The organism is Fructilactobacillus frigidiflavus (assembly GCF_044054575.1).
Classification (GTDB): domain Bacteria; phylum Bacillota; class Bacilli; order Lactobacillales; family Lactobacillaceae; genus Fructilactobacillus; species Fructilactobacillus frigidiflavus.
Genome location: NZ_CP168716.1, coordinates 407,832 through 421,050 on the forward strand (window position 1 = coordinate 407,832; position 13,219 = coordinate 421,050).

At 39.4% G+C, this 13,219-nt stretch carries 12 protein-coding genes; 7 read left to right on the forward strand and 5 right to left on the reverse strand.

What is annotated here, in order from left to right; translation table 11 throughout:
* Positions 1-3: 3 nt before the first annotated feature.
* From gyrB to dnaA, 5 genes are all read right to left on the reverse strand, one after another.
* A complete protein-coding gene (gyrB, locus tag ACEPSS_RS02130; protein WP_395319756.1) occupies positions 4-1,953 on the reverse strand; it encodes a DNA topoisomerase (ATP-hydrolyzing) subunit B in 1,950 nt (649 codons plus the stop codon).
* Between the two features lie 20 nt (positions 1,954-1,973).
* Positions 1,974-3,086, reverse strand: a complete 1,113-nt coding sequence (recF, locus tag ACEPSS_RS02135; protein WP_395319758.1) for a DNA replication/repair protein RecF — start codon at positions 3,084-3,086, stop codon at positions 1,974-1,976.
* Between the two features lie 8 nt (positions 3,087-3,094).
* Entirely contained in the window at positions 3,095-3,313 is a 219-nt protein-coding gene (gene yaaA, locus ACEPSS_RS02140; RefSeq protein WP_395319760.1) for a S4 domain-containing protein YaaA, read from the reverse strand.
* Positions 3,314-3,485: 172 nt separating this feature from the next.
* A complete protein-coding gene (gene dnaN, locus ACEPSS_RS02145; RefSeq protein WP_395319762.1) occupies positions 3,486-4,625 on the reverse strand; it encodes a DNA polymerase III subunit beta in 1,140 nt (379 codons plus the stop codon).
* Between the two features lie 211 nt (positions 4,626-4,836).
* Positions 4,837-6,231 carry a chromosomal replication initiator protein DnaA gene (gene dnaA, locus ACEPSS_RS02150; RefSeq protein ID WP_395319764.1) on the reverse strand — a complete coding sequence of 465 codons (1,395 nt, stop codon included), beginning with the start codon at positions 6,229-6,231 and terminating at the stop codon, positions 4,837-4,839.
* Positions 6,232-6,690: 459 nt separating this feature from the next.
* On the opposite strand from dnaA, the gene rpmH reads away from it, so the two are divergent.
* From rpmH to ACEPSS_RS02185, 7 genes are all read left to right on the forward strand, one after another.
* Positions 6,691-6,825 carry a 50S ribosomal protein L34 gene (gene rpmH, locus ACEPSS_RS02155; RefSeq protein ID WP_014082553.1) on the forward strand — a complete coding sequence of 45 codons (135 nt, stop codon included), beginning with the start codon at positions 6,691-6,693 and terminating at the stop codon, positions 6,823-6,825.
* Between the two features lie 60 nt (positions 6,826-6,885).
* Positions 6,886-7,245, forward strand: coding sequence for a ribonuclease P protein component (gene rnpA, locus ACEPSS_RS02160; RefSeq protein ID WP_395319767.1), 360 nt, complete (start codon positions 6,886-6,888; stop codon positions 7,243-7,245).
* Complete coding sequence (gene yidC, locus ACEPSS_RS02165; RefSeq protein WP_395319769.1) at positions 7,245-8,081, forward strand: membrane protein insertase YidC; 837 nt, start codon at positions 7,245-7,247, stop codon at positions 8,079-8,081. Before rnpA ends, yidC begins: the two co-directional genes overlap by 1 nt.
* A 144-nt stretch (positions 8,082-8,225) precedes the next feature.
* Positions 8,226-8,948, forward strand: a complete 723-nt coding sequence (jag, locus tag ACEPSS_RS02170; RefSeq protein ID WP_395319771.1) for an RNA-binding cell elongation regulator Jag/EloR — start codon at positions 8,226-8,228, stop codon at positions 8,946-8,948.
* A gap of 149 nt (positions 8,949-9,097) precedes the next feature.
* Positions 9,098-10,495, forward strand: a complete 1,398-nt coding sequence (gene mnmE / locus ACEPSS_RS02175; protein ID WP_395319773.1) for a tRNA uridine-5-carboxymethylaminomethyl(34) synthesis GTPase MnmE — start codon at positions 9,098-9,100, stop codon at positions 10,493-10,495.
* A gap of 30 nt (positions 10,496-10,525) precedes the next feature.
* Positions 10,526-12,466: a tRNA uridine-5-carboxymethylaminomethyl(34) synthesis enzyme MnmG gene (mnmG, locus tag ACEPSS_RS02180; protein ID WP_395319775.1), complete on the forward strand. Its 1,941-nt coding sequence runs from the start codon at positions 10,526-10,528 to the stop codon at positions 12,464-12,466.
* A 116-nt stretch (positions 12,467-12,582) separates the two neighbouring features.
* On the forward strand, positions 12,583-12,849 hold the full coding sequence (locus ACEPSS_RS02185; RefSeq protein ID WP_395319777.1) for a helix-turn-helix domain-containing protein: 267 nt from the start codon (positions 12,583-12,585) through the stop codon (positions 12,847-12,849).
* The last annotated feature ends 370 nt before the right edge of the window (positions 12,850-13,219 follow it).

The following is a 13,219-nucleotide window of genomic DNA, read 5'->3' on the forward strand; positions in this document are numbered from 1 at the left end:
ACATTAAACATCTAAGTTTTCTACAAATTTCGCGTTATTTTCAATAAATTCACGACGTGGTGCGACTTTTTCACCCATTAACATCGTAAAGGCTTCGCTAGCAGCTTCTGCATCATCGGACGTAATCCGTAGCAAACGTCGGTTAACGGGATTCATCGTCGTATCCCATAATTGTTCCGCATCCATTTCTCCTAGCCCTTTGTAACGTTGAATTGAAGGCTTAGGTGAAGCTGGAAGGGAAGCAAGTAAGGTCTTTAATTCTTCATCAGAATCAACGTATTCTTGGAATTTATTTCCTTGGCGAACCCGATACAAAGGTGGTTGCGCAATATAAACGTAGCCATGGTCAACCATGGGACGCATAAAGTTGTAAATCAAAGTTAATAGGAGCGTTTGGATATGTGCTCCATCGACATCCGCATCCGTCATGATAATTAACTTGTGGTAGTTAACTTTTTCAATGTTAAATTCTTCCCCAAAACCAGTTCCCATTGCCGTAAACAATGATCTGATTTCTTCGTTAGCTAAAATTCGATCCATCGTGGCTTTTTCCACGTTCAAAATCTTACCTCGAATGGGTAAAATGGCTTGGGTTAACCGTGAACGTCCTTGCTTAGCAGAACCTCCAGCGGAATCCCCTTCGACAATAAACAATTCAGAAACGGCTGGATCTTTACTGGTGTTGTTGGCTAGTTTACCAGGAAGATTATTAATTTCTAATCCGCTCTTTTTCCGCGTTACTTCCCGTGCTCGCTTAGCCGCAGCTCGTGCTCGAGAAGCTAACATCCCTTTTTGCACAATTTCTTTGGCAATTTGAGGATGTTCGTTCATAAATTTCGAAAATTCTTGACTAAAGACGTGGTTAGTTGCTGTTCTTGCATCCGAATTACCTAATTTGGTTTTCGTTTGCCCTTCAAATTGAGGATCAGGGTGTTTCACACTCACCACGGCCGTCAAACCTTCTCGGACATCTGGACCAGTTAGGTTATCTTCATTATCTTTAATAATGTTGTTATTCCGACCATAGGTATTAATAATCCGCGTTAAGGCTTGTTTAAACCCTTCTTCATGGGTTCCACCTTCGTAGGTGTTGATGTTATTGGTAAACGTTTTTAAAGTACTGTGATAATCATTGGTGTATTGAAGGGAAACTTCGACAGTAATTCCGTTTTCTTTTCCTTCAACGTAAATTGGATCCTTAAAAACTGGTGACCGACCCCGATCCAAGAATTCAACGTAGTGCCGAATTCCGCCTTCGTAAAAGAAGTCGTGTTCCACCGGCTTTTCGGGACGCAAATCTTTGACCGTAATCCGAAGCCCCTTATTTAAAAAGGCTAATTCCCGAACCCGCGTCGTCAAAGTTTCCATATCGTAGGTAGTCGTTTCCGTGAAAATATCTGGATCTGGGAGGAAATGCACTTTGGTACTGTGATCATCTTGAGGAGCTGTTCCAATCACTTCAATTGGAGTTTTAACGTGTCCTCTGACAAAGTCCATGTAGTATTGCTTGCCACCTCGAGTAACTGTGACATCTAGTTCTGATGAAAGGGCATTTACAACTGAAGCCCCAACCCCATGCAAACCACCAGAGACTTTGTAACCGCCACCACCAAATTTACCTCCAGCGTGCAAAATGGTGAACACCGTTTCAAGGGCTGACTTCCCAGTTTCTTTTTGCTTATCAACTGGGATACCTCGACCATTATCAGTCACGGTAATACTGTTGTCTTTTTCGATGACAACATCAATTTTGGATGCAAAACCAGCTAAGGCTTCATCAATCCCGTTATCGACAATTTCCCAGACTAAATGGTGTAACCCTTGGGAGTTCGTAGCTCCAATGTACATCCCTGGACGTTTTCGAACGGCTTCAAGTCCTTTTAAGACTTGAATTTGACTCGCATCATAATCCCGAGCACGTTCTGCTTTGGTTTCTTGTGGCTTGTCTGTCATGTAAATCCTCCTCAATCAATTTACTTGGAAATCATTCCATCTTTGATGTGAAACATTTTTGGATGATGAATTAATTCTGTGGCAACATCACTCATACTAGTCGTGGTCAAAAAAGTTTGCACTTTGTCTTGAATCGCCGTTAAAAGATGGGTTTGGCGCCCCTCATCTAATTCTGATAAGACGTCATCTAGTAAGAGCACTGGATATTCCCCAGTTTCTTCTTTCATAACATCGATTTCCGCCAATTTAGTGGCTAAGGCAGCGGTTCGTTGCTGCCCCTGTGAGCCAAATTGGGCAACATCTTTTCCGTTTACGATAAACCGTAAATCGTCTCGATGCGGCCCAAAAATTGACGTTCCTTGCCGGATTTCTTTTTCGTGGTTCTGTTTGAATTTAGCAAATAAAACTTGATAAATCTGGTCGACAGAACCTAATTCCGCTTTTTTCAAAGAGGTCATATATTTGAACTTTAAGGTTTCTCGTTGCTGAGAAACATCACTATGAATTTTTTGCGACCATTTTTGTAATTTTCCTAACAGTTGAACTCGTTGGTAGATAATTTCGGCAGCATAGGCTGCTAATTGATCCGATAAAACATCTAAATAAATGGTGTCCGTCGCTTTGTGAAAGTGAAGTTGGCGTAAATAAGCATTGCGCTGCTTGAGAATGCGCCGATACTGCGTCATATTGTAAAGATATTTATTGCTCATTTGCCCAAATTCAATGTCCATAAAGCGTCGTCTAACTTGGGGAGCCCCTTTGACGATTTTTAAGTCTTCCGGGGCAAATAAAATCACGTTTAATTGACCAATATAAGTCGAAAGTTTCGCCTGCTCAAGGTGATTCACCTTGGCCCGCTTCCCCTTAGAACTTAACGTCAACTCTAACTGTAACTTACCCGAACTACGTTGGACGGAACCCCAAATATCAGCAGCTTTATCGTCCCAATTAATTAAATCGCGGTTATTATTCGCCCGATGACTTTTCGTCAAGGCCAATACGTAAATTGCTTCCAGTAAATTGGTTTTTCCCTGGGCGTTTTCTCCAATTAAGACGTTAACTCCGTCAGAAAATTGAACATCCACGTTCCCATAGTTACGAAAATTTCGTAATTTTAACTCATTTACCTTCATTTAATTTCCTACTTTGATTTAATCAAAAAAGTGCCTACATCAGGAACTCGCACTACATCACCATCGTAGAGCTTTTTACCACGTCGATTTTCCGGTTCGTCATTGTAATAAACTGTTTTTTCGCGTAAATACCATTTTGCTTGACCACCAGAATCGATGACATCTTCCATTTTGAGAAGTTGTGCCAAAGTGATGTATGGAGTTGTAATTAATACTTCTTTTTTCATGAATCCACCTGCTTTCAGTTACCTTAAATTGTACCATTTTTTAGCAAAAAAGTATATAAAATCAGCGTCAGTGGCCCTGTAACCAAAATTAACTGATTTATGCTAAATCACATTTAAACCAAATAAAAAAGCTCATATCGCAAAATATGAGCTTTTTTGGTTTTTTTTACTTTTAAAAGGTCCGAACGGGCGTAATCAATTGAATAAATTCTTGTTGGTTTTCCGTAGGAGTCAAGGTGAAAGGACGAAGCGCTGACGTAAAGGCCACTTCAACATCCGTTTTTCCAAAGGCCCGAAGTGCTTCTTTCATGTAATCCGGGTTAAATGAAATTTCTAAGTCTTCCCCAGAAATAGTTTTTGGTTGTAAGTCTTCTTCCACTTTCCCAACGTCAGGAGAATTACCAGTAATGGTAACCACTTGATCATTCGGTTTGATGGTTAATTTAATCACGTTATTCCGTGATTCGTGAGACAACAGCGAGGCCCGTTCTACGGCTGCCAGTAAATCAGGCGCTGCAAATTGAAGTTTGGTAGCGGATGACTCTGGAATTAGCCGTGAAGTATCCGGATAAACGCCTTCTAACAAACGAGAATAAAACTTGGTTACCCCAAAATTAAACATCACTTGGTTTTCGGAGAGGTCCATCTTAATTTGGGCTTTGACACTGTCTAACATGTGCGAAAGTTCTTTCAAACTATCTCCTGGAATCACAATGTTATACGCACCATCATTTTCAGCCGGTAAGTTAACTTTCCGTTGGCTTAATCGGTGACTATCAGTGGCGACCGCTAATAATTGATTTTGTTCCAACGTAAAGTGGACCCCGGTTAAAATAGGGCGACTTTCTTGTTTTGAAACGGCAATTACGGTTTGGCCGATCACTTCTTTGAAAATTTCAGCTGGTAAATCAATTGAATTTTCGGTATTGATTTCAGGAAGATGCGGATAATTATTAGCATCTTGCCCAATAATGGTGAATTCAGAATTACCTGACGTAATGTTAGTTTGGAAATTATCGCCCACTTCAACAACTAACTCTGTGTTAGGTAATTTTTTGACAATTTCACTAAAAAATCGAGCTGGTAACACAATGCTTCCAGTAGCACTAATTTTTAGATCATTATCCGGATTGTCACCACTAATTGTGGTTTTAATTGAAATATCGGCATTACTTCCAGTTAACGTTATGTTGTTTCCGGTAACGTCTAATTTTAATCCCGTTAGAATTGGGATCGTGGTCTTTGATGAGATTGCTCTTTGAACGATACTTAAAGCTTTAATAAAGGCGGCACGATTGATTGAAAATTTCATTTTTCCAAAGCTCCTTAGCGTGGTTTTTAGTTTACTTAATTAATAAAAGAATAAAGGCAGTAGTAGTAGGTGCTGTTAATTGTGGGGAAAACTGCTGCAAACGCAATTATCCGTTAGTTCACACCCTGTGGATAAAGCTGTTGATAAAAACGCAACTTTTTAAATGTTATCCACAGTGCAAATTATACCATTTTTAACTGCCGGTCCTGAACTAGTGCCTAATTTCATTTTTGAGGTCATCAATTTGATTTCGTAAGTCAATGTCTGTGGCTGCTTTTGCCGAGATTTTATCATAGGCATGAATCACGGTTGTGTGATCTTTGCCGCCAAAGGCTTCCCCAATTTTAGGCAACGAGTTATCCGTTAATTCACGAGAAAGATACATGGCAATTTGGCGAGGGACCACGATGGCTTTGACTCGTTTTTTACCCTTAATATCCTTGGCTGTAATGTGAAAATAGTTAGCCGTGGTTTTGATAATGGTTTCTGGAGTGATGGCACTCCGTTCTTTGTCTAACTTAAGCGGGCGTAAGGCTTCTGAGACCAAATCAATTGTAATTGGTTCCTGTTTTAAATCAGCAAAAGCTTTAATTCGCGCTAGGGCACCCTCTAATTCACGAACGTTAGAGTCAATTTGACTAGCAATATAACTCATGATGCTGGAATCAACTTTTAGGCCCTCTGATTCCGCTTTGGCACGTAAAATAGCTGCTCGGGTTTCTAAATCCGGTGCCGTAATATCAACGGAAAGCCCCCATTTGAACCGAGAAACCAGGCGATCAGTTAACGAATTAATTTCGTTAGGAAGGCGATCGGCCGTCATGACAATTTGTTTGTTGTTTTCATATAAAGCGTTAAAAGTATTGAAAAATTCATCCTGCGTTCCTTCTTTATTAGCTAGGAACTGGATGTCATCCACTAATAAGAGGTCAATTTCGCGATACATTTTGCGGAATTCGCGCATCTTACTATTTTGAATGGCGTCAATAAAATCATTCGTGAATTTCTCAGTCGTAACGTATTTAACGACGGCATTTGGATTAGCAGCTAGGACTTTATTTCCGATGGCTTGCATTAAATGGGTTTTCCCTAACCCTACTCCCCCATAGAAGAAGAGCGGATTATAAACTTTTCCGGGATCTTCAGAAACGGCTAAAGCCGCGGCATGAGCCATTTGGTTTCCTTGCCCAATTACGAAGCGGTCAAAAGTGTAGTTAGGATTTAAGTGTGGGTCAACCCGTGGTTTATCGGAAACCCGGTTTTTTTTGTGGTAGTCCCGAATGTTTGCGGTATTAGCGTTTGGGGTATCTTCACCCTTAACGATGAATTTTGGTGTGACATCCGTTTGAGTAATTTCGTATGCGTATTCAATAAATTTGGAAACGAGTTGTTTTTCCCAATAATCACGGTGTAAATCGGTTGGTAGTTCGAGAACGAAGACATTTCCATCATAGGAAATCGGAGTAGCAGGTCCAATCCAAGTGTTGAAATTAATGTTGTCATATTTTGGATCAGTTCTGAATTTACTTTTTATTTTGTTCCATAGTTCAATTTGATTCACTGAAGTTACCCCTCCTCTGTTAAAGCGATAAAAATATTTTAGCATTTTATTGCAGAAATAAAAAAGTTTTCCACAGTATAAAACACATTGTGGATATATGTTTCACACCCAAGGGATAACTTTTCCACATGCCTGTTAATAACTAAGCATAATTAGCGAAAATAAAAACTATCAACACCTCAATGTGGATAACTAAATCCTGATACAGCAAGCTTTTTAAAAACATTTTTAGTTTATGCACAGGTTGTGGATAAAAACTAATAACCACTGTGAATTTGTGCAAATCGTCGTTCATTTCCTGTGATTTAACGAGCTAGTTATCCACACTAATCCACAGGAAAACTTTATGAAACTTTTTTCATATCCACAGAAAGTTAGGTTAGTAAAATCGCGTTGTTTTAAAATTTGTCCTTTGCTAGTTTGTTGGTTTGTGCTATCATTAAAAAGAAGCACTATTGGGTAAAAAACATTTAAACGAAATCGAATATATAAGGAGGGCTCGTAATGAAGAGAACTTACCAACCAAAGAAACGTCATCGTAACCGTGTTCATGGTTTCCGTGCACGTATGCAAACAAAAGGTGGACGTAAGGTATTAGCTCGTCGCCGTCAAAAAGGTAGAAAAGTATTATCTGCATAGACCACTGACCATTCGGTGGCCTTTTTTATTATACAAATGTAAAAATTTGGAGATTATTTAATGAGAAAATCGTATCGTGTTAAAAAAGAAGCTGATTTTCAGCAGGTTTTTGAAAAGCATGATTCGGTAGCTAATCGTCAGTTTGTTATCTATCAAATGGAAAAACCCGATCAACCCCATTTTCGGGTTGGAATTTCCGTCGGTAAAAAAATTGGAAATGCGGTTCATCGTAATTGGGTGAAACGCCGGGTCCGACAATCAATTACTGAATTAAAGCCTTATCTAAAACAAGACGTCGATATTTTGATTATTGCAAGACCAGTTACTGATGGCCTTTCAATGAAAGAAGTAAAGTCTAGCTTAGTGCATGTTTTGCACCTGGCACACTTGTTGGATGCTGATTATAGCGAGGAAAATTAATGAAAAAATTCAAAAAAATTGCTGCGGCCATGATGGCGGTAAGTTTAGGCTTATTCCTAACGGCTTGTAGCAACTCACCCATTACCAGTCATAGCACTGGTCTTTGGGATGGATTAATTGTCTATAATTTCTCTCGTGCGATTATTTGGTTATCGAAAGCCTTTGATTACAATTATGGAATTGGGATTATCTTATTTACCATTATTATCCGAATTATCATTTTGCCATTAATGGTTTACCAAACTAAGAACATGAAAGAAATGGCTGAGCTTCAGCCACAACTAAAGGCGTTGCAAAAGAAATATTCATCACGTGATACGGATACGATGATGAAGTTGCAAGCGGAACAAAAGGCACTTTATAAAGATAACGGTGTTCATCCGATGGCCAGTATGTTGCCAATGATTGTGCAATTGCCAGTTATTTTTGCGTTGTATCAAGCCATTTGGCGGACCCCAGAACTAAAAACGGGGCACTTCTTATGGTTACAACTAGGAAGTCGGGATCCATACTTTATTTTGCCAATCTTGGCCGCACTCTTTACGTTCTTCAGTTCTTGGTTAGCGATGAAGTCGCAACCAGAAACGAATGCGATGGCAATGTCGATGACCTTCTTGATGCCAGTGATTATCTTCTTCACGGCTTTGAACGTACCTTCAGCCCTTTCCTTGTACTGGGTAGTTACGAATGCGTTCCAAGTAGTGCAAACGTTAGTTATCCAAAACCCTTGGAAAATGACGCGGGAACGAGAAGCCAAACAACGGGCAAAACGCGAGCATGAAAAAGCGGTTGAAAAAGCCATTCGACGTGCGAAAAAGAGTCATAAAAAACGTTAATTTTGCAAATAAGCTTCAGGATTTTAATCCTGAGGCTTATTTTTTTGCAATTTAATATTACAAAGCCACGAAAACCCTTTCGAAACCGCCTTAATTTGTGCTATGCTAGCAAGGTTGATAATTAACTAGGAGAAATTACATATCATGCCAAAATACACAGGTAAAAATCTAGAAACCGCCATTGAAAATGGACTTAAAGACTTAAACATTCCGCGTCAAGACGCACAAATTGAAATTTTGCAACAACCAAGCAACGGCTTTTTCGGCTTCTTTAAAAAGGATGCCGAAATTGAAATGAAAGTAGTGCAACATAAAACAACGGCAAAACCAGCCTCACAGCCAGTTAAAGCGCCTCAGCTTAATGTACGAGCTAACCAGACCCCTGAAAAAACAGCAGAAGATCGGTTTGAACGAAATTTTGCGATGGTCAAAAAATTGGCAGTATATTTACAAGATGTTTTAGATGAAATGGGCATCAACGCCACGATTGAAGTAGACATGCCAAATAATAAGCGGGTCTACATTGATTGTCAAACTGATAAAGAAGGCCTTTTAATCGGAAAACACGGCCGCACCATTAATGCGTTACAACAATTATGCGAAATTTACCTTAATAATCACGGCGTTAATTACGTCGAGGTCGTTTTGGATACCGCCAATTATCGCGAACGGCGGCGCAAAATTTTAATCGACTTAGCCCAACGTGCTGCACGGGATGCCGAAGCAACCGGACAACCAGTTCACCTAGATTCCATGCCCGCGTTTGAACGAAAACAAATTCACTTAGCCTTAGAAGGGTTTGACAACGTTTTAACTTATTCGGTCGGCAGTGAACCAAATCGGGAAGTCGTGATTGGCCCCCGATAGTCATAAATTGACAAATTAAGTTAATCTAATTATGATAGATAAGATATAAATTGAATCGATAAAGTAGTGAAAGTACTTTGTCCCCGGGTCGTTTTGACGCGAGGGGTGGGTACTTTTTTTATGGAGAAAAAGCAGAAAGGAGCTTTAAGATGCCATTAATGACAACTGATTACGATACAATCGCCGCAATTTCAACGGCCCCAGGAGTTGGAGGAATTTCCATCGTCAGAATTAGTGGATCGGATGCCATGAAAATTGCTAAGCAAATTTACCGTGGTAAAGATCTAGCTAAAGTTGCGACTGATACCATTAACTATGGGCACATTGTGGATCCCGCTAATCATGATAGTCGGGTTGATGAGGTTATGGTTTCCGTGATGCGGGCGCCCAAAACCTACACTAAAGAAGATATTATTGAAATTAACTGCCACGGTGGGATTCAAGTTACCAATAAAGTACTGCAACTGGTTTTGAGAAACGGGGCACGGATGGCTGAACCGGGTGAATTTACGAAACGAGCTTTCTTAAACGGGAGAATTGATCTTTCTCAATCAGAAGCTGTAATGGATTTGATTGATGCCAAGACCGATGAAGCCCGCAAAGCCGCTTTAAATCAGTTGGATGGTAATCTTTCTGCTTCGATCCGTAAGATGCGGCAAAAAATTGTCGACGTTTTAGCAAACGTCGAAGTTAACATTGATTATCCGGAATACGATGGGGCTGAAGTCGTGACCTCCAAATTAATGCTGGATAAATCACAAGAAATTAAGCAAGAAATTGAACAATTATTAGCCACCGCCCAACAAGGAAAAGTTTTACGAGATGGCTTAAATACCGCAATTGTTGGTCGGCCTAATGTGGGTAAATCAAGTTTGTTAAACCGTTTATTACACGAAGAAAAAGCCATTGTAACCGATGTGCCCGGAACAACTCGTGATGTATTAGATGAGTATGTTAACGTCGCGGGTGTTCCGCTTCATTTAATTGATACAGCTGGAATTCGGGAAACGGATGACAAAGTCGAAAAAATTGGGGTTGATCGGTCGCGAGCAGCCATTACCAAGGCCGATTTAGTGCTCTTAGTCTTGAATTCAAGTGAACCCTTGACTGATGAAGACCGGCAGTTACTTGATTTAACCCGTGATAGTAAACGGGTGATTCTTTTGAATAAAACCGATTTACCTATGAAATTAGAAATTGATCAAATCAAAGCCAAATATGGCGATAGTGAAATGATTAAGACCTCAGCGATGGCGGAAAACGGAACAAAAGCGTTAGAAGATACGATTTCACACATGTTCTTTACCAAGGGAATTGCTAGCACGCAAAACAACGTGATGGTAACCAATGCCCGCCACATTAGTCTGTTACAGCAAGCGCTTGATTCAGTGCAGACGGTCATTGATGGAATTAGTGCCGGATTACCGGTTGATATTGTCCAAATTGATTTGCAAGCAGCGTGGGACGATTTGGGTGCGATTACCGGAGATAGTTACGATGATGAATTGATGGATCAATTATTTGACCAGTTCTGTATTGGAAAATAGTTGTTTCACATGAAACATTAGGAGAAAATAATGACAGAAAAGAAAAACGTTTTAAAAACAACGGATGTCACGCACACCTATGATGCCGGGGATTACGACGTAGTAGTTGTGGGTGCCGGACATGCCGGAAGTGAAGCGGCTTTAGCGGCCGCCCGGATGGGACAAAAAACTTTATTACTAACCATTAGTTTAGAGATGGTAGCCTTTATGCCTTGTAATCCTTCTGTTGGGGGACCAGCTAAAGGGACAGTAGTTCGTGAAATTGACGCTTTAGGTGGCGAAATGGGGAAAAACATTGATAAAACCTATATCCAAATGCGTTTATTGAACACGGGTAAGGGCCCAGCCGTTCAAGCTTTACGGGCACAAGCTGATAAACATGCTTACCACCAAGAAATGAAAAATACGATTGAAAAAGAAGACAACTTAACGTTGCGTCAGGCCATTGTGGATAATTTGGTCGTGAATGATAACAAAGTGGAAGGCGTAATCACCAACACGGGTGCCATTTACCATGCGAAGACGGTGGTGCTTGCTACTGGAACTTCCGCTCGGGGTCAAATTTACATTGGGGAACTGCGTTATTCATCAGGTGCTAATAACTCCTTGCCATCCATTAAGTTATCGGAAAACTTAGAGAAAAATGGCTTTAACTTGGAACGCTTTAAGACCGGAACTCCTCCTCGAGTAAACGGAAATACGATTGATCATTCTGAAATTGAAGAACAACCGGGTGATACCCAACCACATCACTTTAGTTATATGACCCCTTACAATGATTATTTGCCGGTTAGCGAACAAATTTCTTGTTGGTTAACGTACACTAATCCGACGACGCATCAAATTATTCGGGATAACTTAGACCGCTCCCCCCTTTTTAATGGGGTGATTGATGGAATTGGTCCGCGTTACTGTCCTTCCATTGAAGATAAGGTTGTTCGGTTTGCTGATAAAGACCGTCACCAAGTCTTTCTTGAACCAGAAGGTCGGGGGAACGACGAATGGTACGTTGATGGAATGTCTAACTCGATGCCTGAAGAATTGCAACAAGACATGTTGCATTCAATTAAAGGGCTCGAAAAAGCTAAAATGATGCGTCCCGGTTATGCGATTGAATACGATATTATTCCACCACAACAAATGAAACCCAGCATGGAAAGTAAAGTCATCGAAAATCTTTTCACGGCCGGTCAAACCAACGGTACTTCTGGTTACGAAGAAGCGGCTGGTCAAGGTTTAATGGCGGGAATCAATGCGGCTCGTAAGGTGCAAGGTAAAGATCCAATCATTTTGAAACGGTCAGATGCTTACATCGGAGTTTTAATTGATGATTTAGTTACCAAGGGAACCAACGAACCTTATCGACTCTTGACTAGTCGGGCTGAATACCGGTTATTGTTACGAAATGATAATGCCGATATGCGTTTAACCCCAATTGGTCATGAAATTGGGTTAATTTCGGATGAACGTTACGAAGCCTTTTTGGCTAAGAAAAAGGCCGTTGAAGCTGAAATTAAACGCTTAGAAACCATTCGGATTAAACCAAGTGATCAGATTAATGAATTTGTCCAATCACATGGTGATAAACCGTTGAAAGATGGCATTATTGCGGCCCAATTTTTACGTCGTCCGTATGTAGATTACGCCAAATTATTGGAATACATTCCGGCAACGGATGAACCACTTGATCCACGAGTGGTTGAACAAATTACGATTTACATTAAGTACGCTGGTTACATTAAAAAAGAAGAAGAAAAAGTTAATCGGATGAAAAAGATGGAGTCGAAAAAGATTCCGGAAAACATTGATTATGATGCAATTGACGGAATTGCGACTGAAGGAAAAGAAAAATTAAAACAAATTCAGCCCACTACCATTGCACAAGCCTCACGAATTAGTGGAGTTAATCCATCTGATATTGCCATTTTGAGTGTTTACATTCAACAAGGTAAGATTGCGAAAACTAAATAGTAAAAAAGTCGTCTAGTTTAGCTAGGCGACTTTTTTTGTAGAAATAATTGTGTTTAACTTTGCTTAGAAAATAAAATAATCTATACTAATTTCTAAATAGCAAGGAGGTGATAAAAATGCAATTGCGAAATTTACAGTATTTTGAAAAATTAGTTGAATTAGAAAATTATAGTAATGTGGCTGACTATTTTCACGTTGGACAACCAGCTGTTTCAATGGGGATAAAGCGACTGGAAAAGGAAGTTGGTCATCGATTAGTAGTGCATAATTCTAAGCATAATATTGTTAACTTAACCCCAGCCGGAGTTAAATTGCATAAACATACTAAAAAATTTATGCAACAAGTTAAAATTTTTGAAATTAAAGTTAGGCAGGAACTTTAACTAAATTAATAATAGTAATTTGTAAAAACCAATTGTATTTTTATACTAATGGTACTTTTAGTTTTTTCAAAAAACGCTAGTTTATAAAACCTGTATAAAAGCCGATTATTAACATTAATTGTTAGGAAAAAACAATGCTATTGTAATAAATTACCAAAAATGTTTAGAAAAACGTAGTAATTAAACTTTACATTTTTCTTTGAACCACTATAATAAAGTACGTGAGATGGATTAGTAATAATTAATTAAGTTTAATTTAAAAAAATGACCGATTTAGTAGGCTTTATTGGAATAGTATCTAAAGTAGAAAAGCTAAAATGTATAAACCAGGTACACTTCTTTTTTACATATATTTTTACATATCGTTTCA

Excerpts from the sequence above, each read along its gene's own strand:
- yaaA (WP_395319760.1), bottom strand. The coding sequence starts at position 3,313 with ATGAAAAAAGAAGTATTAATTACAACTCCATACATCACTTTGGCACAA.
- gyrB (WP_395319756.1), bottom strand. The coding sequence starts at position 1,953 with ATGACAGACAAGCCACAAGAAACCAAAGCAGAACGTGCTCGGGATTAT.
- jag (WP_395319771.1), top strand. The coding sequence starts at position 8,226 with ATGCCAAAATACACAGGTAAAAATCTAGAAACCGCCATTGAAAATGGA.
- dnaN (WP_395319762.1), bottom strand. The coding sequence starts at position 4,625 with ATGAAATTTTCAATCAATCGTGCCGCCTTTATTAAAGCTTTAAGTATC.
- rnpA (WP_395319767.1), top strand. The coding sequence starts at position 6,886 with ATGAGAAAATCGTATCGTGTTAAAAAAGAAGCTGATTTTCAGCAGGTT.
- ACEPSS_RS02185 (WP_395319777.1), top strand. The coding sequence starts at position 12,583 with ATGCAATTGCGAAATTTACAGTATTTTGAAAAATTAGTTGAATTAGAA.
- dnaA (WP_395319764.1), bottom strand. The coding sequence starts at position 6,231 with ATGCTAAAATATTTTTATCGCTTTAACAGAGGAGGGGTAACTTCAGTG.
- rpmH (WP_014082553.1), top strand. The coding sequence starts at position 6,691 with ATGAAGAGAACTTACCAACCAAAGAAACGTCATCGTAACCGTGTTCAT.
- mnmE (WP_395319773.1), top strand. The coding sequence starts at position 9,098 with ATGCCATTAATGACAACTGATTACGATACAATCGCCGCAATTTCAACG.
- recF (WP_395319758.1), bottom strand. The coding sequence starts at position 3,086 with ATGAAGGTAAATGAGTTAAAATTACGAAATTTTCGTAACTATGGGAAC.
- yidC (WP_395319769.1), top strand. The coding sequence starts at position 7,245 with ATGAAAAAATTCAAAAAAATTGCTGCGGCCATGATGGCGGTAAGTTTA.
- mnmG (WP_395319775.1), top strand. The coding sequence starts at position 10,526 with ATGACAGAAAAGAAAAACGTTTTAAAAACAACGGATGTCACGCACACC.